General features: G+C 61.8%; 20 protein-coding genes and 1 pseudogene. 7 read left to right on the forward strand and 14 right to left on the reverse strand.

Going from position 1 to position 22,813, the window contains the following annotated elements; all coding sequences use genetic code 11:
- Positions 1–677: 677 nt before the first annotated feature.
- Entirely contained in the window at positions 678–1,889 is a 1,212-nt protein-coding gene (locus FJ548_RS27005) for an MFS transporter (protein ID WP_140779476.1), read from the reverse strand.
- A 105-nt stretch (positions 1,890–1,994) separates the two neighbouring features.
- Between FJ548_RS27005 and FJ548_RS27010 the strand changes: the two genes are divergently transcribed.
- Positions 1,995–2,894, forward strand: coding sequence for a LysR family transcriptional regulator (locus FJ548_RS27010; RefSeq protein WP_140779477.1), 900 nt, complete (start codon positions 1,995–1,997; stop codon positions 2,892–2,894).
- Between the two features lie 128 nt (positions 2,895–3,022).
- Here the strand turns inward: FJ548_RS27010 and FJ548_RS27015 are convergent, their stop codons facing one another.
- The 5 genes from FJ548_RS27015 to FJ548_RS27035 all read right to left on the reverse strand — a co-directional run bounded on the left by FJ548_RS27015 (position 3,023) and on the right by FJ548_RS27035 (position 7,872).
- Positions 3,023–4,132, reverse strand: a complete 1,110-nt coding sequence (locus FJ548_RS27015; RefSeq protein WP_140779478.1) for an NADH:flavin oxidoreductase/NADH oxidase — start codon at positions 4,130–4,132, stop codon at positions 3,023–3,025.
- An 83-nt stretch (positions 4,133–4,215) separates the two neighbouring features.
- A complete protein-coding gene (actP, locus tag FJ548_RS27020; protein WP_140779479.1) occupies positions 4,216–5,874 on the reverse strand; it encodes a cation/acetate symporter ActP in 1,659 nt (552 codons plus the stop codon).
- On the reverse strand, positions 5,871–6,188 hold the full coding sequence (locus tag FJ548_RS27025; protein ID WP_140779480.1) for a DUF485 domain-containing protein: 318 nt from the start codon (positions 6,186–6,188) through the stop codon (positions 5,871–5,873). Before FJ548_RS27025 ends, actP begins: the two co-directional genes overlap by 4 nt.
- 33 nt (positions 6,189–6,221) lie before the next feature.
- Positions 6,222–6,629 (reverse strand): hypothetical protein, encoded by a 408-nt coding sequence (locus tag FJ548_RS27030; RefSeq protein ID WP_140779481.1) that lies wholly within the window; start codon positions 6,627–6,629, stop codon positions 6,222–6,224.
- 19 nt (positions 6,630–6,648) lie between these two features.
- On the reverse strand, positions 6,649–7,872 hold the full coding sequence (locus FJ548_RS27035) for an FAD binding domain-containing protein (protein ID WP_140779482.1): 1,224 nt from the start codon (positions 7,870–7,872) through the stop codon (positions 6,649–6,651).
- 357 nt (positions 7,873–8,229) lie between these two features.
- Between FJ548_RS27035 and FJ548_RS27040 the strand changes: the two genes are divergently transcribed.
- From FJ548_RS27040 to FJ548_RS27060, 5 genes are all read left to right on the forward strand, one after another.
- Positions 8,230–8,856 (forward strand): TetR/AcrR family transcriptional regulator, encoded by a 627-nt coding sequence (locus FJ548_RS27040; RefSeq protein WP_140779483.1) that lies wholly within the window; start codon positions 8,230–8,232, stop codon positions 8,854–8,856.
- 544 nt (positions 8,857–9,400) lie between these two features.
- Entirely contained in the window at positions 9,401–10,645 is a 1,245-nt protein-coding gene (locus FJ548_RS27045; protein WP_246678783.1) for a cytochrome c, read from the forward strand.
- Between the two features lie 4 nt (positions 10,646–10,649).
- Positions 10,650–11,138, forward strand: a complete 489-nt coding sequence (locus FJ548_RS27050; RefSeq protein WP_140779485.1) for a (2Fe-2S)-binding protein — start codon at positions 10,650–10,652, stop codon at positions 11,136–11,138.
- Positions 11,135–13,375 carry a molybdopterin cofactor-binding domain-containing protein gene (locus FJ548_RS27055; RefSeq protein WP_140779486.1) on the forward strand — a complete coding sequence of 747 codons (2,241 nt, stop codon included), beginning with the start codon at positions 11,135–11,137 and terminating at the stop codon, positions 13,373–13,375. The genes FJ548_RS27050 and FJ548_RS27055 overlap by 4 nt, the downstream gene beginning before the upstream one ends.
- A 63-nt stretch (positions 13,376–13,438) precedes the next feature.
- A complete protein-coding gene (locus FJ548_RS27060; protein ID WP_210242697.1) occupies positions 13,439–14,023 on the forward strand; it encodes a hypothetical protein in 585 nt (194 codons plus the stop codon).
- Positions 14,024–14,069: 46 nt separating this feature from the next.
- Here FJ548_RS27060 and FJ548_RS30600 read toward each other — a convergent pair whose 3' ends face one another.
- From FJ548_RS30600 to FJ548_RS27090, 7 genes and pseudogenes are all read right to left on the reverse strand, one after another.
- A complete protein-coding gene (locus FJ548_RS30600; RefSeq protein WP_246678785.1) occupies positions 14,070–14,225 on the reverse strand; it encodes a hypothetical protein in 156 nt (51 codons plus the stop codon).
- 260 nt (positions 14,226–14,485) lie between these two features.
- Positions 14,486–15,562, reverse strand: a pseudogene (locus tag FJ548_RS27065) (MFS transporter); the annotation flags it as partial.
- 219 nt (positions 15,563–15,781) lie between these two features.
- Positions 15,782–16,708, reverse strand: a complete 927-nt coding sequence (locus tag FJ548_RS27070; protein WP_140779487.1) for a VOC family protein — start codon at positions 16,706–16,708, stop codon at positions 15,782–15,784.
- A gap of 291 nt (positions 16,709–16,999) precedes the next feature.
- On the reverse strand, positions 17,000–17,929 hold the full coding sequence (locus FJ548_RS27075; RefSeq protein WP_140779488.1) for an AraC family transcriptional regulator: 930 nt from the start codon (positions 17,927–17,929) through the stop codon (positions 17,000–17,002).
- A gap of 99 nt (positions 17,930–18,028) precedes the next feature.
- On the reverse strand, positions 18,029–18,457 hold the full coding sequence (locus tag FJ548_RS27080; RefSeq protein WP_140779489.1) for a MarR family transcriptional regulator: 429 nt from the start codon (positions 18,455–18,457) through the stop codon (positions 18,029–18,031).
- A gap of 246 nt (positions 18,458–18,703) precedes the next feature.
- Positions 18,704–19,897 carry an FAD binding domain-containing protein gene (locus tag FJ548_RS27085; protein WP_140779490.1) on the reverse strand — a complete coding sequence of 398 codons (1,194 nt, stop codon included), beginning with the start codon at positions 19,895–19,897 and terminating at the stop codon, positions 18,704–18,706.
- Between the two features lie 144 nt (positions 19,898–20,041).
- Positions 20,042–20,968: a LysR family transcriptional regulator gene (locus FJ548_RS27090; RefSeq protein WP_140779491.1), complete on the reverse strand. Its 927-nt coding sequence runs from the start codon at positions 20,966–20,968 to the stop codon at positions 20,042–20,044.
- A 97-nt stretch (positions 20,969–21,065) separates the two neighbouring features.
- Between FJ548_RS27090 and FJ548_RS27095 the strand changes: the two genes are divergently transcribed.
- Positions 21,066–21,734, forward strand: a complete 669-nt coding sequence (locus tag FJ548_RS27095) for a DsbA family oxidoreductase (RefSeq protein WP_140779492.1) — start codon at positions 21,066–21,068, stop codon at positions 21,732–21,734.
- A 125-nt stretch (positions 21,735–21,859) separates the two neighbouring features.
- On the opposite strand, the gene FJ548_RS27100 is transcribed toward FJ548_RS27095, so the two are convergent.
- Positions 21,860–22,726 carry a helix-turn-helix transcriptional regulator gene (locus tag FJ548_RS27100; RefSeq protein ID WP_140779493.1) on the reverse strand — a complete coding sequence of 289 codons (867 nt, stop codon included), beginning with the start codon at positions 22,724–22,726 and terminating at the stop codon, positions 21,860–21,862.
- Positions 22,727–22,813 lie beyond the last annotated feature (87 nt).

The following is a 22,813-nucleotide window of genomic DNA, read 5'->3' on the forward strand; positions in this document are numbered from 1 at the left end:
CAAGGCCTCGATCGCCGAATTCACCGACCTGCGCTGGGTGACGATCGAGGATCCGGGCCAGCATTATCCGTTCTGACGATCTGCCGCTAACTCGAGACTGTGCGGTCAATCCTCCACCGCCAACAAGACGGTGCCTTCGGTTACGCTTGAAGCCGGATCAGCCCGCCCGTCGGCGGACAGGTGTCAATTCACGTGTCGCGGTTTGAAAGGCAATTGCGGAACGAAATCAGGCATGGCGAAGACCCAGATTTGGGATGATCTCCGGTGCGCTCTTGCGTTCTTCCGTCACGGATCGGCAGCCGGCGCGGCGAGAGCCTTCGGGCTTTCTCATGCAACAATCCTTCGAAGACTGGAATCAGTGGAGAAGGCCTCAGGGATACGCCTCTTCGGCCGCCTTGCCACAGGTTAGCGCCCGACTGGCGAAGGCATTCGAGACGATCTCGGGCTGAATGGACGCTTATCTCACTGCGCGCCCAAGCTGCTGGCCGCACACGCAACCTCAACTGGGCCGATCGCGTGCATCTCGCCCCGGCCCGGTTTGGCGTCACCAGCAATTCTCACCTGACGTGGCGACGTGGCTTGGTGCAGAGCAAACTCATAGACGGCAAGGCCGACGCTTCCAGGCCGCGCTCGGCCGCTGAAGCGCGTTGTAATAACGCGCTTCAGGCCTTCCCTTGTCAGTGACCGACGGTTGCGACCGGCTGCGCCGTCCGATGATCGAGAAGGCGCACGGCTAGCGCAACCACCGCTAGAAGTCCACCAAGCGCGCTGACGCCGAGCCAGCCGGAATAGCCCCAGGCGGCCGTGCCGAGCGCTGCGCCGGCAGCGCCACCCAGAAACATCGCGGTCATGAAGATCGTGTTCAGCCGGCTCTTCGCATCCGGATCGAGTGCAAAGACGATATGCTGGTTGGAGACGAGAGCGCTCTGGATGCCGAAATCGAGCACGATCACGCCGATCACCAGGGCGGCAAGCGAAGCCCATGTCCCAAAAATCACCCAGGCGACGAGCGTCAGCACCCCGCCGAGCCAAATGATGGCATGCGGGCCGCGGCGGTCGGCGAGCCCGCCAGCGAGTGGCGCGGCGAAGATACCGACGGCGCCAACAATCCCGAACAAGCCCGCGACATCAGCGCCGAGGCCGAAGTGCGGCGTCTCCAGATAGAGCGCGAGGATCGTCCAGAACGCCGTGAACGAGCCAAATAGCGCCGCCTGCATCAAGGCCGCCGTGCGCAGCGCCCGCTCCCGCCTCCACAGATGGGCAAGGGAGCGGATGGCCGTCCCATAGGGCATGCGCGATGCCGGACGATGATTCGGCAGTGCAAGGAACATCAGGATGGCGGCGGCCAGCGCCAGTGGCACGCCGAGCCAGAACATCTCGCGCCAGCCCGCATGAGCGCCGACGAACCCGGAGAGAGTGCGGCTGAACAGGATGCCGGAGAGCACGCCGGCCATGACGGTTCCGATCGCCGAGCCGCGTTTCTCCGGCGCGGCCAGCGCGGCGGCGAAGGGCACGATCTGCTGGGCGACCGTGGAGCTTGCTCCGACGACCAGCGAGGCGCCCGCCAGCGACCAAGCGGACGGCGCCATGGCAGCAATCGCCAGCGCACCGGCGAGGACGACGAACTGCGCAACGATGAGTTTTCGCCGCTGCACGACATCGCCGAGCGGCAGAAGTAAGAACAGGCCGAGCGCATAGCCGAGTTGCGTCGCCGTGGGGATGAGGCCGGTGATCGGCTGGTGCTGGAACTCGCTCTCGATGATGCCGAGCATCGGCTGGTTGTAATAGATGTTCGCGACGGCGAGGCCGCTCGCTGTCGCCATTGCAAAGAGCGCGCCCTTGCCGAGCCCTTGCTCGGCGGAGGCCCCATCGGGTTTGGTCCTATCCATGTTTGTCGCCTTTCTGGCTTGAGACAGATGCAGGAGACGTAGCATTTCCTCTATCATCGTTTTAGTGATGTAGAATGATCGGCCTGTGTAACTGATTTCGATATAATGAACACGGATGATGTCCTCGTCTTCACCGCCGCCGTAGCCAGCGGAAGCCTCGCTGCGGCCGCACGTCGCTTGGGACTGCCGCCCATGGTGGCGACCCGCCGGCTTGCGGCGCTGGAGGCGACGCTTGGCGTGCGGCTTCTGTACCGCACGACGCGATCCCTGTCGCTCACGCCGGAGGGGGAAACATTCCTGCCCTATGCCGAGGCGCTGATCGAAAACGAGACGGCGGCGATAGCGCGCCTGCACTCGGAAAGTGTTGGCGCGGCCGGCCTGCTGCGCGTCTCGGTGCCGATTTCCTTCGGCCTGAAATTCATCCTGCCCTTCGTGCCGGCGCTCTTGCACGAGAACCCGGAACTGCGCATGGCCGTCGACCTAACCGACAGCCTGCCGGACCTCGTCGCGACCGGAACGGACCTCGCTATCCGCATCGCACGGCTACGCGACAGCAGCCTGATCGCGCAGAAACTCGCCGCCAATCCGCGAATGCTGGTGGCAAGCCCTGATTATGTGGCACGACGTGGCAAGCCACGCGTTGTTTCCGATCTTGCCGAGCACGATTGCTTGGCGCTCGGCGCCGCGACCCATTGGACCTTCCGCGCGCCGGATGGCGACCGCCATGCAAGGCTGAACGTCCGCCTCGCCTGTAGCACCATTGCCGGCTGCCATGCCGCAAGCCTTGCCGGCGGCGGCGTAGCCCTGCTCTCCAACTGGTATGCCGAAGGCGACATCGCCGCCGGCCGTCTGGTGCGTATCGACCTCGAAGATGCACGGCCGGAACCGATCAATATCTGGGCGGTCTATCCGACGACGCAGCTCGTGCTGCCGAAGGTGCGGGTCTTTATCGCGGCACTGCGCGCGACGATGGAAAGGGCGGGAATTCGCAACACTGCGGAATGAGTTTCGCATGCATCGATGCTCTCCTTCGGTGCTTTTCCAGCCGATAGTGAGATGCCGGACGGCTGCGGTGAAGTGTTCTAATCACCCGTTTTGCTAGACATTGATTGCGGTCCCGCCCAGACGCTCGCCTAAGCCTGGCGATCGAATAGATGGCGATGCTGCCGAGGCTGCGAGCGCAGATACTGGTCGGGCGCGTCCACCCTTTCTCCGAAATGCGCCGCCGCATGCCACGGCCAGCGCGGATCGTAGAGGATGGCTCGGGCGAGCGCGATCAGGTCTGCGTCTCCCGTCGTGAGGATCGCCTCTGCCTGTTCGAACTCCGTGATGAGGCCGACCGCGATGACCGGAATGGTTACCGCGGCCTTGACCGCGCGAGCGAACGGCACCTGATAATTCGGGCCGAGCGCGATCTGCTGGTGATGCGCGAGCCCGCCCGTCGAGACATGAATGGCCGCGCAGCCGCGCGCCTCCAGCTCCTGGCAGAAGGCGACCGTCTGCGCGACGTCCCAGCCGCCCTCCGCCCAATCGGTCGCCGAGACCCGCATCGTCACCGGCTGAACCGCCGGGAAGGCCTCCCTCACTGCCTCGAACACCTCAAGGGGAAAACGCATGCGGTTTTCCAGCGACCCGCCGTATTCATCGGTGCGATGGTTGGACAGGGGAGACAGAAACTGATGCAGGAGATAACCGTGTGCGCCATGAATCTGGATCGCATCCAGGCCGAGTACGGCGGCGCGTTTGGCGGCGTCAGCAAAGGCCGCGCGGATCCGCGCCAGTCCGGCGCGATCGAGCGCGTCCGGATGATCGTAGACATCGCGAAACGGGATGGCGCTCGGCGCGACCGTCTTCCAGCCGCCCTCAGCGTCCGGCGTGATTTGGTGACCGCCTTTCCATGGAACCTCAGTCGAGGCCTTTCGCCCTGCATGACCGAGCTGAATGGTGAGCGGCATGTCCGACCAGCGCCGCACACCGTCGAGAACCCGGCGCATGGCGCGCTCGCAGGCATCCGAATAAAGGCCGACATCGCCGTAGGAAATGCGCCCTTCCGGCGTGACTGCCGTCGCTTCGATGGTGAGCACGGCGGCGCCCGACAAGGCCAGGCTGCCGAGATGGATGAGATGCCAGTCGGTCATCTCCCCGTTTACAGCCGAATACTGGCACATAGGCGCGATGACGATGCGGTTTCGCAGCGTCATCGATCCGATTTCGAACGGCGTGAAAAGTCTGGTTCCGCTCATTGTGCTCTCCGGGGTTCCATGACGAGGGCTTGACGCGGTCGGCGACTGCCCCTGTCGGGACTTTTGCCGCCTCGGCTACGAGGTTACAAGGTGGCGGAGGGCCTCAAACCCGTATACGCCGTGACATATTGTTCATCGAAGGCATCTCGGGCCTGCGCCGCATTCTTGCTGCGATCGGCGAGCGAGACGATGACCGTCACCGCGAAAGCGAGCGGCACGGAGAACAGCGCGGGGTTGTCATAGGGAAACGGTGCCGGCCCGAGTTTGAGCACCGTCGTCCAGACACCCGGCCCGAACGCGACCATCGCCAGGGCCGAAACGAGTCCCACGACCGACCCGGACACAGCACCGCGTGTCGTCAGGTTTTTCCAGACCACCGAAAGAAAGATGATTGGGAAATTGGCGCTCGCGGCGATGGCGAAGACGAGGCCCACCATGAAGGCGATGTTCTGGTTCTCGAACAGGATGCCGAGCACGATCGCCAGCACACTGATCACCACCGCCGAAAGTTTTGAGATCAGGATTTCCGCACCTTCCGAGAGGCGTCCGCGCAGGATGGCACGCGCCACCAGATCGTGACCGGCGGCCGAGGCTCCGGCCATCGTCAATCCGGACACGACGGCCAGGATAGTTGCGAAGGCGACCGCCGAGATGAAGCCGAGCAGAACCGAACCGCCGAGCTTGTTGGCAAGGTGGAGCGCGATCATGTTGCTGCCGCCCAGAATCTTGCCGGCGCCATCCAGATAGGCCGGATCGCCAGTAAGCAGCGCTATCGCGCCAAAACCAAGGATGAAGAGGAGCGAGTAGAAGACAGTGATGAAACCGGTGGCGACCAGCACGGAGACGCGCGCCTGCTTGGCATCCGTCACCGTGAAGAAGCGCATCAGAATATGCGGCAGGCCGGCCGTGCCGAAGATCAGCGCCATGCCGAGCGACAGGGCCGAGATCGGATCCTTGACGAGGCCGCCCGGTCCGATGATAGCGATGCCCTTCGGATGGACCGCCACGGCATGGGCAAACAGTGAACCGAGACTGAAACCGAACTGCGACAGAATTAGCGCCGACATCAGCAGCGTGCCGGAGAGCAGCAGGATCGCCTTGGTGATCTGTACCCAGGTGGTGGCGAGCATGCCGCCGAAGGTCACGTACAGCATCATCAGCGTGCCGACGAGCACCACGGCCACCCAATAAGGCAGGCCGAAAAGCAGCTCGATCAGCTTACCCGCGCCGACCATCTGGGCAATCAGGTAGAAGAGCACGATGACCAGGGTGTTGATGCCCGCGACGGTGCGGACCGGCCGCTCCGACAGGCGATAGGCTGCAAGGTCGGCAAAGGTGTATCGACCGAGATTGCGCAAGGGTTCGGCGACCAGAAAAAGGATCATCGGGAAGCCGACGAGAAAGCCAATCGCATAGATCATGCCGTCATACCCCGCCCCATAGACCAGGGCGGTCACGCCCAGAAAAGTCGCCGCCGAAGTATAATCCCCGGCGATCGCCAGGCCATTCTGCAGGCCACTGAGGCCGCCGCCGGCAGCATAATAATCGCGTGCCGTGCGCGTCCCGCGCCGCGCCGCCCAGACGGTCAGCACGAGGCTTGCGACCACGAACAGCAGGAACAAGGAAATCGCCAGCGGATTGACTTCCTGCCGGGTGACCTCCCCTGTCAGCGCATCGGCAAGAGCAAGGGACGGAAACAGGGCCGCGGCAAAGGCCGCACAGCAGAAGGTGCCGTTTTTCATAGCGCGAACTCCTTCAGGGCATCGACCATGGCATCAAGATGGGCCGAGGCATAGGCGACATAGATGGCGGTAAGGACGAACCCTGAAATCATGATGCCGACCCCGGTGATGATCCCGACGCTGATCGCCGAGCCCGATGCGATCGGCGTGGCCAAAACCGCGGGCGCGAACGCGACGAGGCCTATGAAAGTGAAATAAATGACTGCCATGGCAATGGCGAGGCTGTTGCCGAGCCGCTTGCGCTTGGCGCAAAGCTCCCGAAAGTCGCGCCGCTCGGCAATGGCGCGCAGATCCAAAGGTCGATGGGTGTCCATTGAAAGATCCCGATTGCGAGGAAGGTTCGTCCGTCAGACGGGCAAGGGCGCGTTGGCGCTGTCCTTGAATTCGACGGTGGTGAAAATCAAATCCGTGCCGCCGATGTTTTCGAGGTCATGGATCATGAACTCCCCGGCGCGGTAATGATGGTGCTGCGTGTCCCCCGGCTGGTAGCTGGTCTCGGCCACCCGCCCGTCGCCGTAATGCGAGCGGGCCCTGCCCCCGGTCACCGCGGTCCAGAAGTAATCCAGGACGTGCGTATGGAAGCCGATGCGCTCGGAGGGTTTCAGCGTCAGCGACCAGACGCGCACCCTATCGGTCTCCGACACGAGCTCGCTGCCGACACGGCCATTGCCGGCATTGGCGACGAATTCCTGGGCGCGTATGGGGTGCAGCCACTCCGGCGCGTCCGGCCAGTGCTTGAAAACAAAAACACCCATTTCGATCTCCTTTGACGTGTCAGGCTGCGATGCCAGTCGATACGGCGGTTTCGCTCATGATGGCATCCGGGTGGCGGTGGCGTTCCGCCATCGCCCTTTCCTCCTCGGTGAGGATCTGGGCCTGCATGTAAGCTCCGAGATCGCGCGCCCGGCGGATCACCGCAGCGCCATAGGCGAGCCGAGCTGTCTCGTAACGAGCGAGTGCCTCGGCCCTATCGTCCGTGGTGGCAAGCGCCTCGGCGAGCGCGAAAGCGTCGCCGGCAGCCTTGGTGACGCCCATGCCCACATGCGGCCGCGCGACGAAGGCGGCATCGCCGAGCAGCACGATGTTTTTGCCGATCACCATGCGCGGCGTCTCGAAGTCCTGGATGGCCTGGATAAAGGGCTGCTGGGTCTTTTCCACCACCTCCGAGAATTGCGGCGAGAGCGTGCGCCGCGCCGCATCGCGCATCTCCTGGATGACTTCGAGGCGGATCTTGTTCGGCGGAATAGAGAGCGCGTGGGTATTGCCGTCCACGTCGGTCAAAATGCTCTTCAACGCGCCGTCCTGTGCCGCCGGGCGATACCAGACGAAGTTGAAGCGCCGGTGGCCAATCTCGGTGGATTCATCCGCGCCCGCGACGGGATAACCGAGCATCTGCTCGCCCGAGGGTAGCGAGAAGGCGAAATGGTTGCAGATCGCCTGCGCTGTTTGCGCCGAAAGATCGCGTTCCTCCACCAGCCCGCGCCAGGCAATATAGCCGACATAGTTGGGCATCGCCTCAGGCATGAACTGCAGGCGCACCGCGGAAAAGATGCCGTCCGCGCCGACGAGCAAATCGCCCGTCACCGCATTGCCATCCTCGAATTGCGCAGTGACCTTCGCGTCCTCCTGAACGACGTGCACCAGGTTCTTGCCGTAGTGGTAGCAACCGGCAGGCAAGGCCACCTTGAGGATGCCATAGAGCTTACCCCAGGAGGTCAGCACCTGAGGCAGCGGCAGTTCCGCCTGGATGCCGCCCTCCCGGTCGAACACGCGCCGCCCTTCGACGCTGCCGCCGACCTTGGCGGCGGAGCTGTCGATGCCGCACGCCTCCAGCACGCGAAAAAGCTCCGGATGGGTGACGATGCCGGCGCCTCGGCCGGCAAGCTCGGACGAGATCCGTTCGTAAATGCCGACGGTCCAACCCCTGCGGATCAGCAAGTGCGCCGCGAAGAGGCCGCCCATCGAGCCGCCGATGATGATTGCACGTTTGCGAGTCATAGTCGTTCTCCACGAAGTGCTAGGCGCGGCTCAGCGCACGCCTGAAAAAATTCGGAAGTTGAGTGGCCGTCCGGCGTTAGGCGCCGACCCCTCTCTTGCCGCACGCTGTGGCCGCGCCCGAACGACTGGTTGGCCGTCTGACCCCGGGTTTCGCGCAGCGGATTGTTTCCCCTCCTCACCATAGAAATCCTCCAATTTCTATTTATCGTTTGATAAATATCATATCATCCTATTTTCCGTCAACGGAAAATATTCCCGCTCTACGTGCTGCAGTTTCAGCTTGGTGGGCCGAAGCCTTGCAACTCTTTAATAATTGCCCGATAAATTACGGACCAAAACGGCCAAAGGAGAAGGCGGATGAGCACATCTCAGCCGAAGCGTCGAATGGCTCCTGATATGCGGGAGCAAGAAATCGTGCGCGGGGCGGTCAGCTTCTTCGCCGAGTTCGGCTTCGAGGGCCAGACCCGGGAACTGGCGAAACGCCTCGGCATCACGCAGCCCCTGCTCTATCGCTATTTCCCTAACAAGGAAGCGCTGGTCGAGCGTGTCTACCAGGAAGTCTTCCTTCGCCGCTGGAATCCCTTCTGGGAGGAACTTATCGGCGATCGCCGCCGCCCCCTGCAGGAGCGCCTCACGGCATTCTATCGCGACTATTCGGAGATGATCCTCACCTACGAATGGGTCCGCCTCTTCATGTTTTCCGGCCTCAAGGGCCTCGACTTCAATACGCGTTACCTGGAACTGCTACGCCAGCGCATTTTCACGCTGATCATCCAAGAGCTTCGCCATGCGAATGAACGGCCGTCCATCGAGACGTGTGCGATCTCCAAGATGGAGATTGAAGCCATCTGGGGCCTGCATGCCGCCATCTTCTATCTCGGCGTTCGAAAATTCATCTACGATCTGCCCGTCGACGACGTGAAAAGAGTCGTCGAGATGGAGCTGAAGGTCTTTCTCTCCGGCGTCGGAGCGATCCTCGAATGAAGCAGGGTCCTGTTCAGGAAGCCGCAACAGCGCGGCTAGAATGGTCGGGTAGCGAAACGCGGTTACCGTACGATGTCGCGCCGTCTGCTTCAGCATCAACACGCAACGACGGGGTTCAATTGAGAGTGAGAATGCAGGCGAGCACCGCTACCGTGATCCGACAAGGCGCTAGCATCGAGCTTAGACGTATCGCTGCACAGCCCTCGGACGAGATCGCCATTTGCTCATTCACGCTTTGACCTGCGACGACCTTGACAAAGCGGGCTTTATCCGTACGCGCGCGGTCGGCGAAGCACTCCGGCCGGGGCTGGGGTATCGCAGGCGAGGCGCCTCGTCCCCAATCTTCCGGCGTGCCAGCAGCACGACGCCTAGCCCCAAGAGGCGAGGTCCTGTTCCGACCGGCGCCATCGTCGAACAAAGAGAAGATGCATACCATCCAAATTACGGCCCTTTTCATCAAGACCGGCGGTCGGAACATTTTTAGAAGTCGGCATCTGAACGGCGGGTAGAGAACATGACGAGGGTTTCCCGAAGGACAGCCTTGGTGGTGCTCGGGGGCGTGGCGGTCGCAGGAATTGCGGGCCTGGTCGTCTCTGTCCACGAACCTGCTCTGGCCAGGATCGCCAGACCTGCGAGAGAGAATTTCGAAGCCGACTCGGTCCGGAGGGGAGAGCAGCTCGCGACGCTCGGCGACTGCATCGTCTGTCACACTGCGGATGACGGCGCGCCCTTCGCCGGATCTCGCCCGCTGCGAACGCCCTTCGGGACTCTCTATTCGACCAACATCACGCCCGATGAGCTGACTGGCATCGGCAATTGGTCGGAAGAGGCTTTCGTCCGGGCGATGAAAAACGGCGTGGCGCGCGATGGCAACCATCTTTATCCCGCACTGCCTTACGAGCACTTTACGCATGTCACGGATGGCGACCTCAAGGCTATCTATGCCTTCCTGATGACACGCCGCTCCGTCTCCCGGGAAACGCCGGCGAACGATCTGCTGCCCGGTCTCGGTTTCCGGCCTCTGCTTGCGGGATGGAAGCTACTATTCCTTCGCCGAGGCGAATTCGAGCCGGTGATGGACCGGACGGCAGAATGGAACCGCGGCAAATATCTCGTCGAGGGACTCGCCCATTGCGGTGCCTGCCATACGCCGCGAAACCTTGTCGGTGGTGAAGAACGCGGGCGGGAATTTGACGGTGGCGTGGCTGAAGGCTGGAATGCGCCCGCGCTAGACGCTTCAAATCCCTCGGCCGACCGCTGGACCGAGACGTCCCTCCACGCATATCTGAAGACCGGTTTCGACAAAGCCCATGGCGCCGCCGGCGGCCCCATGGGCCCGGTCGCGGAGGGTCTTTCCCGTGTCGACGACGCCGACGTTAAGGCGATCGCCGTCTACGTTGCCGCCCGAATGCAGGCCGGCAAAGACCGGAATATCCTAGCGATCGACAACGCCGTTGAGGCGGAAACGCGTTTTCCACAGGGTGCCCACCTGTTTCAGGGCGCTTGCGCGGGGTGTCACGAAACTGGCTCCCCGATGGGCCAGCAGGGACGCCCGCCGTTATCCCAACTCACGGCGGTGAAGATGGCGGACCCGACGAACGCCGCCCTCGCACTCCTGCAAGGCCTGCCGGCGACCAACGGAAGGGATCAGCTCATGCCGCCGTTCGCCGAGACCATGAGCGATAAGGATCTTGCCGACGTGCTCGCCTATGTCCGCGCGCGGTTCAGTGATGGTCCGGCCTGGGAAAACCTCAAATCATTAATTACAACGGCCCGTTTGGAGGATTAAGCAAGTGCGCTCCAGCCTGACTGTCAACGGAACGGATCACACGATCGAGGCGGATCCCAGCACACCCCTGCTCTATATCCTGCGTGACGATCTGGAGCTCAATGGCGCCAAATATGGCTGCGGCCTCGGCCAATGCGGCGCCTGTACGGTGCTCGTCGACGGCAAGGCGGTCTTCTCCTGCCTCACCCCCATCAGCGTCTTGGTGAACCGCAGGATCACGACGATCGAAGGTCTTGGCACCCTCTCGAACCCCAATCCTGTTCAAAAGGCCTTTCAAACCGAGCAGGCAGCGCAATGCGGCTACTGCATTGCGGGCATGATCATGCGGGCGCAGGCCCTTCTCGATCGAAACCTGGCACCTTCCGATGAAGAAATCCGCCTTCACATGCAACCGAACCTATGCCGCTGCGGCACTCATACGCGTATCCTGCGCGCGGTGCGCCGGGCCAGCGATGAGATGGTCGCAGGAACCGCGCCGGCAGGTACGAAATGACCCTGTCGCGGCGCGCATTCCTGAAATCCAGCGGCATCGCCGTAGCCTTCTCGTTCGTCTCACCGGCGCTAGCGCAGCTTTCGGGCGGCGGAGAGGGTGGCGCCGGGCCAGCCATTGTGGCGCCCGACCTGCCCGGCAGCCTGAAATCCTGGCCCTATCTCGATGCCTGGATCCAGCTCGACGCCACCGGCCAGGCTACGGTTTTCACAGGTAAAGCGGAACTGGGCCAAGGTATCAGAACTGCCCTACTCCAAGTCGCCGCCGAAGAACTCGACTTGGCGCCCGCGCTGATAACGCTAGTCACCGTCGACACCGAACGCACGCCTGACGAAGGGCTGACCGCCGGCAGCCACTCCATGCAGGACAGCGGGACCGCGATCCGCAACGCGGCAGCGAATGTTCGCATGCTCCTGCTCGAGAACGCGGCTGCAAGGCTCGAGCTGGCGGTCGACCAATTGCAGACCCAGGGCAACGGCATGATCAAGGCCGCCGACGGACGATCCTTGTCCTACCGGGATATTGCCGCCTCGCTGTCGCTGCACGTCAAGGCGATTGCCGGTGCGCCGTTGCGGCAGACGACCGACTTTAGGACGATGGGGACGAATATCCCGCGCGTCGACATCCCCGCCAAGACGACGGGCGGCCAGGCGTTCATCCATGATCTGCGACTGCCAGGAATGCTGCATGCGCGCGTTATCCGCGGACCAAGCGAGGGAACCCGCCTGAAACTTCCGCCAGGTACCGAGATCGAAGCTATGCCTGGTTTGGTGAAATTCATCCAGAACGGCGACTTCGCTGCCATTCTCGCCGAAAAGCAGTGGGATGCCATCCGGCTGATGCGAAAGCTCCTGGCATCGCCGTTCGAGCCGGTAGAGGCGGCGTTTCCGACAAACTCGGTCGGCGAAACACTGAAGGCATTGCCATCCCAGGATATCGTGATCCTCGATATCCGTGCGCCGACGCCGGCACCTGTAAAAGCCGTCTCGGCACGCTATTCGCGCCCCTGGATTAGCCACGGCTCGATAGGTCCTTCCTGCGCGCTCGCCCTGCTCGAGGACGACATGCTTACGATATGGACCCACAGCCAGGGCACGTTCGACGTACGCCGCGTGGCTGCGGACCTCCTTGGGCGGCCGATCGAGAAGATCCGCGCGATCCATGTCGAGGGCGCCGGCTGCTATGGCCAGAATGGCGCCGACGATGTCGCGGCGGAAGCAGCTCTCATCGCCATGTCCGTGCCCGGACGCCCGGTGCGCTTGCAATGGATGCGCGAACAGGAATTCGGATGGGAGCCGCTCGGCCCGGGAATGCTTACGGAATTGCAGGCCGGGGTCGATGGGAACAACCGCATCGTTGCCTGGAGACACGAGGTCTGGAGCAATCCGCACAACAATCGACCTGTCAATGCGGGCGGGGTACTCGTCGGAAACGAGATTGCATCTTCATTCCCGGTTCCGGAAGGCAAACCGATCCCGATGCCGGAGGGGGATGGCAGCCGGAATTCCAACCCGCTCTACGACCTGCCGAACATGAACGTGCTGTACCATTTCATAAAGGATAGGCCGGCCCGGGTCTCGGCACTGCGCTCCCTCGGCGCGCATTTGAACGTCTTCTCCATCGAGAGCATGTTCGACGAACTGGCCCTGCAGGCCGGCGTGGATCCCCTGGATCTGCGGCTCGACCATATGGCAGACAGGCGGGCAAGGCGCGTCATGCAAACCGCAACCGATGCCTTCGGCTGGAGAGGGCGGGTTCGCGGGGAGCACATGCACGGCTTCGGCATGGCATTCGCCCGCTACAAGAACCTCGGCGCCTATTGCGCGCTCTGCTTGGAAATCAGGGTCGATCAGGACACCGGCCGGATCGCTTTCGAGCGCGTCCAGGCCGCCGTCGATTGTGGCGAGCCCGTTAATCCCGACGGAATTCGAAACCAGGTCGAAGGCGCCGTCATTCAATCGCTGAGTTGGTGCACGCGCGAGGAAGTGGGCTTCACCTCCACGCTTCGCACCACATTCGACTGGAGCGAATACCCGATCCTGCGTTTCTCGGATATACCCGAGCGGATCGACGTAATTGTCGAGTCCCAACCCGGGCAGCCGTTCCTCGGTGTTGCGGAAGCCGGCCAGGGACCGGCATCCGCCGCACTTGCCAACGCCCTTGCAGACGCCACTGGCGTGCGCTTCCGTGAGATGCCGCTGACGCCACAGAAGGTACGTGCTGCGATCGTTACCCAGTGACGACGAACCCGGCCCACGGAAGGAGACACCTGGGTGCGGCATGTTTAGCAGAGGACGGAAACGATGACGCTTGACCAAGCCATGCCGGAGAGGAATGGCATCGAGCTCGAAACACCGGTGACGACTGTGATCCAACAGCATCCGCTGCCGGATGCCGTGGCTCGCTATGAGGAATGGCTCAAAGAAGTGATCCCGGTCGCTCAGACCTTTACCGGCCATCAAGGCGTGAATGTGATCCGGCCACAGGTGGCCTCTGAGCCCTACACGATTATCCTGCATTTCGAGACCGTTGCGAACCTTCGCAAGTGGCTCGACTCCGAAACGCGGGCGCTTCTCGTTGAGAAGATACGCCCCTTCCTCCGCGGGCAAGAGAACCTCGACATCAAGACTGGTTTCGAATTTTGGTTCACCCCACCGCCAGGCGGCCGGCCCGCCAAGCGCTACAAGCAATTCCTGATCACGCTATCGGCGATCTTTCCGCTGACGATTGTTGTTCCGTGGTCTCTCCAGCCGCTGTTTGGCTGGATTCCTCTGCTAGGGCTGCCCGTGATCCGCCATCTTCTGGTCGCGGCTTTGATCGTCGGTATCGTCGTCTATGTCGTCATGCCGCGCTACACGCAACTCGTCTCCCGCTGGCTGTTCCGTTGACGCAGAGAGGGTTGACTGGATTCCAACTCGCCAGCGTTCCCAGTGATCAGTGGACGCCAAGATGGGCGTGGAGGAGCGCGGTGTCGGCGACGAAATCTGCCGCTTTTCCGCGAGCTACTACTTCCCCCATATTGATGATGACGACATCGTCCGCGAGCCGGATGGCGAAATTCGTGTGCTGCTCGACCAGCACGATCGACAATCAAGCGCCTTGAGTGTCCCGATGATGCGGCCGACTTCCGCGACGATCTCTGGTGCGAGGCCTTCGGTCGGTTCGTCCATTAGCAGGACCAGCGGATTGGTCATGAGCGCGCGGCCGATAGCGAGCATCTGCTGTTCACCGCCGGAGAGCCGGCCGGCTAGATGAGCCCGGCGCTGAGCCTCGGAAAGAGCTCCAGAATGTCTCCCGCCTCCCATACAACGCGGCCGGCCGGCGCCGGGCGGCGGCGGGCGACGAGCAAATTGCATCGCTGCCGCGACAAGGGCGAAAGCCAGACCAAGCCCGACCACGCCGGTCCAGCCGCCGAGTTGGCCGTCATGCCGCCCGCCGAGCCGAGCGCCCCACCAAGAAACATTGCGTCTATCAGACAGTATTGAGCCGAGCTCTCGCTTCAGGTCGCAGCGCGAAGACGATGTGCTGGTTCGAAACCAGAGCGGACTGCACGGCGAAGTCGAGCAGCACGACACCGACGATCAATCCGGGGAGCGAGGTCCAGGCCCCGAAGACGATCCAGGACACCAAAGTCACAATCGCTCCCATCGCGACGACCGGCGCGGGGCCACGTGCATCGGCGAACCGACCGGCCAGCGGCGCAGCCAGGATGCCGACGGCGCCGATGACACCGAACAGCCCGGCAATATCCGCCCCAAGCTGGAATGGCGGCGCTGAAGCCGCAACGCGAGCACCGTCCAGAATACGGTAAAGGCCGCGAAGACAAGTGCTTGCGTCATGGCCGCGAGCCGCAAGGCCGGAAATTCGCGCCACATCAGCCCACCCGCCGCGAGCGCCATTGCTACGCCCAGCCAGAACATTTCTCGCCACCCGGCGTGGGTTGCCACGAAGCCCGCCAGGGTCCGGCTCAAAAGGATGCCTGTCAGAATGCCCGCCAGCACCATGCCGACAACAGCCCCTCTCCGCTCCGGCGGTGAGAGATGCGCCGCCAATGGAACGATCTGCTGAGCCACAGTAGCCGAGAGCCCCACCACGAGAGAGGCAAGGACGACGAGCAAGGCATTCGGAGCGAGTGCCGCCAGCACAAGCGCTATGGCGAGGAAGCCGAACTGCAGAACGATCAGTCGCCGCCGTTCAACGATGTCGCCCAGCGGGACGAGCAGGAAAAGTCCGCAGGCGTAGCCGAACTGGGTTGCGGTCGGTATCAATCCCGTCAGCCGGCCGGGCAGATCCTCTTCGATGAGGCCGAGCATCGGCTGATTGTAGTAGATATTCGCCACGGCGATGCCCGCGGCGCTGGCCAGCGCATAGATTGCCGAGCCTCGCAACATCAATGGAAGCGGGACGGCGACGCCCTCCTGTTTCATTTGTCAGCCTTTCCTGAAGCAGGTCTGCGCGCCATCGGAGCTGTCGATGAGGGCTGGATCCGCTCATCTGCCCAATGGCATCGGTGCGCTCGCAAGGTAATTCATCGCTGGCGGTCCGGGATTGCAGATTTGCATCGTCGCTTGAATGGAATCGCGACGAGCAGTGCCTGCATCGATCGCACGTCTTGACGCGATGTCGCGCGACAGCCGTGCGAAGGATCAGTCGAGGGGTGGCAGGAGCCGCATGATTTCCTCCTGGCGGCCGGCTAGCCCGGGAGGCAGGATGAGCCGCGTCCCCAGTTGCTCCCGCGTCTCGTCAAGAAGGAAACCCGGACCGTCGGTGGAGATCTCGATCAGCAGGCCATCCGGCCCGCGAAAATAGATCGAACGGAAATAATGGCGGTCCTTGGGCGCGGTCGCGGCAATGCCGAAACGTTCCATCAGGATCTCGGCCATCATCGCCTGGTCAGCTTCGTCCCTCGCCCTGAACGCCACGTGATGGATGGCCCCGGCCCCCAATCTGGCCCGGGGCCCGCCGCGCCGCCGGTGCAGGTAGAATTTTCCACCAGGTCCATCGTGGGCCGAGAACGCGGTCCAGTCTCCTTCCTGACCGATTTCCGTGAAGCCAAGGACGTCGGTCAAAATCTCCCCCATCAGGCCGGTTGCCTGGATGCTGAGAGAGACGCCGACCAGACCATCGACAGCGAACGCCGCGGGGAAGCCGGGCGTTCGCCGCACTGCTCCAGACATCGGCTCGGAGGCCACAAGCGCCAGCCTCACTTGGTCCGGATCTTCCAATATCAGCCCCGTCCCGCATAAGGGCAGATGGTCGCGCCTGTAGGGTATGCCGCAGCGCCTAAGGCGGCTTTCCCACCAATCGAGCGCGTCCGGGTGAACTCCGAGCAAAACCAGTTCGGCATCGGTTGGCTGCTTCGTCGCAGCTGTCGCGCTGGCCCAGGAAAAGAAGGACAGATGACCTCCAGGCGCACCGTCGCCTCGTCCATAGATGAGGTGATAGGTGCCCGGATCCTCGTGGGTTACTGTCCGTTTCTCCAAACGCATGCCGATAAATCTTGAATAGAAATCAAGGTTGCGCGCCGCATCCGTCGCAATCACCGTGACATGGTGCAAGCCGCGCCCAGTCATACTTGACGTCCCCTGCTCCGCAGCAGCGCCTCGACCTCAGCGCATATGATGACTGGCAATTCGACCACAAGCCCGTTGTCTCATGCACGTACCCCATGGCCCGTTGGTGTGAGCATCGGCCAATTTTACCGCGACAGCACTGGAGCGTCGGCCGGTCGCTAGGCGTCGAAGCCAATAGCGGATGTATCGCCCGATGCCCACCCGCAAAAGCTGCGAGACTGCAAAGATCAGTGATATTTGTGCGGAGAAAGATTGTGCTTGCCGGCCATGACAGCGTGTCTGCTGGCCTCACTACGGATTATTCCCAACTTGTCGACGCCATGCGCCGGGACTGACACCCGTGAATTGTCGGAACACGCGCGTGAAATGGCTTTGATCACCGAAACCGCAAATCAGGGCAATGTCTGAAAGCGAGGAATGCTGCGCGGCGAGGTGTTTCTTTGCTTCACCGATACGCAACTGTGTCAGGTATCGATGCGGTGCCACGCCCACGCTTCGACGGAATGCACGCGCGAAGTGGCTTGGCGTCAGTCGGCATTCGCTCGCCACCTGCGCGATCGTCAGAGCGGAAGCGAGGCGCATCGTCATGATTTCCTTGGCTCGGCGCTCTTGCCACGCCGCCAGACGGCCAGGCTGAGTGGCAGCGGTATCGAGTCCGCCATAAGCTTCCGCAAAATGGGTTAGAAGGCTGATTGCAAGCTGATCAATCAGCAGTTGGTTGGAACTGGCCACGGCAGCGGCCTGGATCAGCGCGTCGGACAATCCCCCCAGAATCCTGTCGGGAACGCCAATCTCCCAGCGCAAGGTCGAGATCGGTCGGCTACCATATTGATCGGCGAATGCCGAAAGGGCTCGGAACGGAATGTAGAATTGCAACGCCTCGAAGCGGCCTCGAAATTGCCATTGCGGAGTATCGCGCAGATCGAGCACGTCAACCTCTTTGGCCTCCACCCGGCCCGAACTGTGATGATGGCCGTCGAGCCAGCAGGAACGGCATTCCAATTCGTCGAGTTGATGCAAGATCGAGAACGCATCCTCACAGGGCGCCGGACCGGTTCGGTCCCTGAAATGGCGTTCGCAGGACAAATGGGTCGCGGCCAGTCCCAACTCTCCGTCGAGTTGAAACTCGATGATCGATCTTCCGGGCATCCCGAAATGCTCGGAAACGCGCGGGCCGAAAAAGCCCAGTTTTTCCTTCGTCGTCGACGATTTCATGAGCATGACAAGCCGCCCGTGGGCATTCCGGAAAAATTTAAATCATCCCGAGGCCCTGACACCATTTTTGAAACCTAAGCCCAAGTTCGCCGCGAGCAGAGCAATTCAACCAATCGCCGCTTCCAGTCGATCACGGATGGCGACGAGCGCGCGCCGGATTTCCTCTCGATCTTCATCAGTCTCGCCAATCGCATCGGCGATGGCGACATTGATCAGCGGGATCTTCCCCAGGATTTCCCGACCTGCCGGCGAAAGATCGACATGCACGACGCGTTCATCCTTCGTATCCCGTCGACGGATGATCAGGTCGGCCTTTTCAAGGCGCTTCAACATCGGCGTCAGCGTGCTCGACTCCAGCTTCAATCGGTCTCCGATAGAGCCAACGGATTGAGCCCCCTCCTCGCTTAGCACCACGAGTGTCAGATATTGCGGATAAGTCAGTCCAAGCTCGTCGAGCATGGGGCGGTACAAGCGATTGAACATATGAGCGGTCGAATATACCGCGAAGCAAATGTGCTGTTCGAGCGAGAGCATCCCTGCACCTGCTAACCGTTGGATGATGCGCCAGGCATTCCAACTGATCCATCCATAAGTGAACTTCTATAGCACCCGACATGAAATATATATGTTGCACGATAAACAATCGTGCAACAATAGCAAGTGTGTTGTGACGGTCGCGTGAAAAGCGCGATGACGCGGACCGGTCGTCTTCTGATGCAAGGGCGGAATATCGTGGATTATCGGGCACGGCGCCGGCGAGCGGCGGACATGGCGCGATCTCTAACCGCTGACCTGCCTTGCCGAGTTACGGAAGAGAAGGTAATTCCCAGTCTCGACGCCCTGTTTTTCGAGGTATTTGCCATACATCACTTGGGGCGGCTCCCATTGCGCGAGCGCGGCATCGACGTCATCTGGTGACGCGGCGAGTTCATCGGCAAGCGCGATGGCATTGGCGGCGGCCTTCAACGTGCTGGCGGCCGTATGTGGACGTGGGATCGAGGCAGCATCGCCAAGGATGATTGCTCGCCCTGACACCATTCGATCCGAGGCGAGATCGCGGATTGCCTGAGCGAAGGGCTGTGGCGTCGCCTGCACGACATCGCGAAAGCCGGGTGGCAGCAGATTCTGCGCCTCTCGGTGAACGTGATCGACCCAGCGTTCCGCCAAAAGGCCCTCCGGTATCGCATAGCCTCGTGATTTTCCGTCGCGGTCTGTCATCACCTCGGCCAGCATCTTTTCATCGACGACGCGGTACCAGACCCAATTGTAGATCCGATGGCCTGGGCGGACGTCGTTGTCGGCCCCCGGCACAAGGTAGCCGAGAATGTGAGAGCCCTTGTTGTTGGCAAAACCGAAATCACCATGCAGCGTGTCCCGAGAGACCGGCGACATACGGTCCTCGGCCAGCAGACCACGCCAGGCGATGTAGCCGGCGTAGCGCGGCTGCATGTGCGGCCAGTATTGGCGTCGCACTGTGGAATTGCCGCCATCCGCGCCTATCAGCAGATCACCAACTTCCCGGGTGTTGTCGTCAAAAATCGCGGTCACGTTCCTTTGGGCTTCATCCTGTTCGACGCGCAGCAGGGTTTTCGCCCGATGATAGTGCTCTTCGCCGAAGGCGGCCTTCAGCGTTGTGTAGATCAGCGACCAGGAGGTCTGCGTCTGCGGCGCGATGTGCTTCGACTCGATCGAGCCATCCGGTCGGAAGACGGTCCGGTATCGCGACTGGACACCGAGCACGGACTTGTCGAGCGTGGCCTGAGAACGACGGAATACTTCCACAACGTCGGGCTGGAGCACGATGCCGCCGCCACGGCTGTCAAGATCGCCCGCGGAGCGCTCGAAGATATCGACGTTCCAACCGACGCTGCGCAGCATGTTGCCGGCGAAAAGGCCGCCGAGCGAACCGCCGATGACGATAGCCCGGCGCGCCTTGGTAGCAGAATTCGTAGTCTGTGAACGAGCGTCCCGCATATGTCACCTGCTTGCCTGGTGACATCAATATGGACACCCAAGAGCGAAGCGATAATCCAGCGATGCCTGCTATGTTCTTTGCGCTGGGCGCAAAGATCTGCACGATCAAGAGATAAGAAAAACGGGGCGGCCGCTCAGCAGGGCTCAGCCGGTCGTCGTCGGATCCCAGTAGGGCGGCGATCCAAAATGTTCCACCAGGAAATCCAGGAAGCAGCCCACCTTGCGCGATCCGCGCCGGCTGGGGAGGTAGAGCGCCCAGATGGCGCCTTCCTCCGAACCAGGACTGACGGACCACTCTTCCAGAACCGGCACCAGCCGTCCCTCTGAAAGGTCGGGGCCGACCAACCATGTCGGCATCAAGATCAGCCCGGCACCGCCGATTGCCGCCTCCCGCAAAAGCTCCGAGCCGCTGGCGCGCAGGTTTCCCGAAACGGAGACCCGTTCGCGCGCGCCCTCCCTGGCCAGGGTCCAGGTGGTATCGCCGGTGAGATAGTCGAACAGCAGACAATTGTGCCGTGAAAGATCGCCAGGGGATACCGGCGCGCCACGATCCGCAATGTAGTCCGGACTGGCACAGATCAGCCGCCTATGCGGCGCCAACTTGCGGGCAATTAGGCTCGAGGAGGTCAGTGCGCCCAGGCGGACGGCGATATCGATCCGCTCCTCGACCAGGTTCACGACCGTATCCGAAAGCGAGATATCGAGCCGCATCTCGGGGAAACGCCTGAGAAAGAGCGGCAGCGCCGGGCCGACATGCAGCCGGCCGAAGGCAACCGGCATGGATATGCGCAGCAATCCGCTGGGCAGCCCGCCCTGTTCGCTGATGGCGCGATCGGCGTTCTCGATATCGTCGAGAATGCGGCGGGCATCCTCGAGATAGCGCGCTCCGGCATCCGTGAGCGTCACGCTGCGCGTCGACCGGTTCATCAGCAAAGTGCCGAGGGTTTCCTCAAGCGTATTGATCTGCCTCGTCAACGAAGAAGGTGCGAGGCCCATACGCCGAGCGGCGGGCGCGAAGCCGCCGTGATCGACTACAGCCACGAACGCGTTCAGCGCGGCAAACTTGTCCATCGATCACCGTTGCGTGCTGCGCAATGAACATCTCGAATGTTTGTCTATTATCATCGGATCCTTCATGAGACAAATTGGTTTCCGAAAGGAGCCAATCATGACCATATCCGTTGCCATTACGTCCGACTTCATCTGCCCCTGGTGCCTGATCGGCGAGCGCCGCCTGAGCAAGGCTATCGAGAGTCTCCCTGACGGAACGGATGTCGAGTTGAAATGGCTGCCGTTCGAGCTCAATGCCGACATGCGTCCTGAAGGCATGGACAGGAAGACCTACCGCTCGCTCAAATTTGGGAGTTGGGAACGCAGCCGGTTGCTCGATGCACATACAGTAGAGGCCGCGAAAGGCGATGGTGTGGAGTTCGACTATCTCGCCATCGAAAGGACTCCCAACACACTATCCGCCCATCGCCTGATGCAGTTGGCTCAGGAGCAAGGCAGCGCGACGTCAATGGCCAATAGAATCTTCTCCGCCTATTTTGAGCATGGCCGCGATATCGGCAATGCCGACGTCCTAGCCGACATAGCCGCTGAAAACGGCATGGATCGTGCACAGGCAGCCGCATTCCTGGCGGGAGGCGGTGGTGCCGAAGCCGTCCGCGATCTGGAACTCAGCGTCCAGAATCGAGGCGTACGCAGCGTTCCCAGCTTCGACATCGATGGCGAGATCGTTTCTGGCGCGCAACCAGTCGAAATCTTCGAAGCGGCGCTCCGCCGTGCCGCCGAACGGGGCAGTGCTTGCACCGCCGGTGCCTGCACGGTTGGTTAGGTCTCGCCAACACCGCTTTCAATTTGCGGCACAACGCGAGACCCGCGATGTATCACAGGAGCTCCGAAGTGGTCCTTCTCTTTCCCTGCTCACGCCGTCGAGCGTTCCTCTTGATGACCGGTCAACTATCGGCGCGCGAAACTCCTCGGCGTTGAGCCGGTGTAGGCCGTGAATGCAACCGAGAAGGCCCCGACGCTGTTGAACCCGACTGCATATGCTGTTTGCGTCACGCTGCAAGCACCTTCGCGCAAAAGCTTGATCGCCTCGCTCATGCGAGCCTCGTTGATGAATTCCCGCCAGCTGATGCCCAATTCGTCCTTGAATCGCCGGCGGAGCGTACGTTCAGACATGCCCGCGGCATGCGCAGCATCTGTGATCGACGCCGTTTCCAGATTTTGGCGGGCAAAGGCGATTGCATATGCCATCTCCGGATCGTTGCTGAAGGGAGTCCACATCTTCCGTTTTGCATCGAACCAGATGCTGAGAAGCTGTCCCATGGTTCGGAAGAAGTCATTGGCGATTGTATCCGTTGGATCGCGGTCCGCTCCCCATCGCCGCGCAAAGGATGCCATTTCAATCGCAAGCGGAGACATGAGGACAGCCCAGCAGCCTGGATGGCGCCAGATCGATTCGGAGCGGGTGAACTTCACCAGGGTCAGGTGAACCGGTCGCGCGCTCGCCAGCCGATAGGAACGTTCCGAGGGAATGAACACCATGTGGCCAGCTGGCAAGGTCCACCGCCCCGCCGCCCCCAACAGTTTGGCTTCGCCCTGATGCACGCAGACCAGCATCCCGCCGGCTTCACGTTCGGAACTTGCGTCGAACGACAATGCATCGACTTCGATCGCGTGACTGGGATGGCCGTGATCGATGGCGAAACGTTCGTCCCGTGGCCCGAGCACGAAGCGGGATAGACCGGTGCCGACTCCGCCGAGGGGGCAATCGGTCTCAGGGCTGGTAGTCACGTTCCTACTTTGTGGGATCAGATTCATGAAACTCTGTCCGGTTTTAGAAAAAACATGGCCTATTTTCGAATGACGGCCTCTTCGTAACGTGCAATCGTGAACGCTGCAAGAGGT

It is taken from the genome of Mesorhizobium sp. B2-4-17 (genome assembly GCF_006441275.1).
In the GTDB taxonomy this organism is placed as follows: Bacteria; Pseudomonadota; Alphaproteobacteria; order Rhizobiales; family Rhizobiaceae; genus Mesorhizobium.

What these genes read in the sequence shown, in the direction of transcription:
- FJ548_RS27005 (WP_140779476.1), bottom strand. Translation starts at nt 1,889, where the DNA reads ATGGATAGGACCAAACCCGATGGGGCCTCCGCCGAGCAAGGGCTCGGC.
- FJ548_RS27010 (WP_140779477.1), top strand. Translation starts at nt 1,995, where the DNA reads ATGAACACGGATGATGTCCTCGTCTTCACCGCCGCCGTAGCCAGCGGA.
- FJ548_RS27015 (WP_140779478.1), bottom strand. Translation starts at nt 4,132, where the DNA reads ATGAGCGGAACCAGACTTTTCACGCCGTTCGAAATCGGATCGATGACG.
- actP (WP_140779479.1), bottom strand. Translation starts at nt 5,874, where the DNA reads ATGAAAAACGGCACCTTCTGCTGTGCGGCCTTTGCCGCGGCCCTGTTT.
- FJ548_RS27025 (WP_140779480.1), bottom strand. Translation starts at nt 6,188, where the DNA reads ATGGACACCCATCGACCTTTGGATCTGCGCGCCATTGCCGAGCGGCGC.
- FJ548_RS27030 (WP_140779481.1), bottom strand. Translation starts at nt 6,629, where the DNA reads ATGGGTGTTTTTGTTTTCAAGCACTGGCCGGACGCGCCGGAGTGGCTG.
- FJ548_RS27035 (WP_140779482.1), bottom strand. Translation starts at nt 7,872, where the DNA reads ATGACTCGCAAACGTGCAATCATCATCGGCGGCTCGATGGGCGGCCTC.
- FJ548_RS27040 (WP_140779483.1), top strand. Translation starts at nt 8,230, where the DNA reads ATGAGCACATCTCAGCCGAAGCGTCGAATGGCTCCTGATATGCGGGAG.
- FJ548_RS27055 (WP_140779486.1), top strand. Translation starts at nt 11,135, where the DNA reads ATGACCCTGTCGCGGCGCGCATTCCTGAAATCCAGCGGCATCGCCGTA.
- FJ548_RS27060 (WP_210242697.1), top strand. Translation starts at nt 13,439, where the DNA reads ATGACGCTTGACCAAGCCATGCCGGAGAGGAATGGCATCGAGCTCGAA.
- FJ548_RS27070 (WP_140779487.1), bottom strand. Translation starts at nt 16,708, where the DNA reads ATGACTGGGCGCGGCTTGCACCATGTCACGGTGATTGCGACGGATGCG.
- FJ548_RS27075 (WP_140779488.1), bottom strand. Translation starts at nt 17,929, where the DNA reads ATGCTCATGAAATCGTCGACGACGAAGGAAAAACTGGGCTTTTTCGGC.
- FJ548_RS27080 (WP_140779489.1), bottom strand. Translation starts at nt 18,457, where the DNA reads ATGCTCTCGCTCGAACAGCACATTTGCTTCGCGGTATATTCGACCGCT.
- FJ548_RS27085 (WP_140779490.1), bottom strand. Translation starts at nt 19,897, where the DNA reads ATGCGGGACGCTCGTTCACAGACTACGAATTCTGCTACCAAGGCGCGC.
- FJ548_RS27090 (WP_140779491.1), bottom strand. Translation starts at nt 20,968, where the DNA reads ATGGACAAGTTTGCCGCGCTGAACGCGTTCGTGGCTGTAGTCGATCAC.
- FJ548_RS27095 (WP_140779492.1), top strand. Translation starts at nt 21,066, where the DNA reads ATGACCATATCCGTTGCCATTACGTCCGACTTCATCTGCCCCTGGTGC.
- FJ548_RS27100 (WP_140779493.1), bottom strand. Translation starts at nt 22,726, where the DNA reads ATGAATCTGATCCCACAAAGTAGGAACGTGACTACCAGCCCTGAGACC.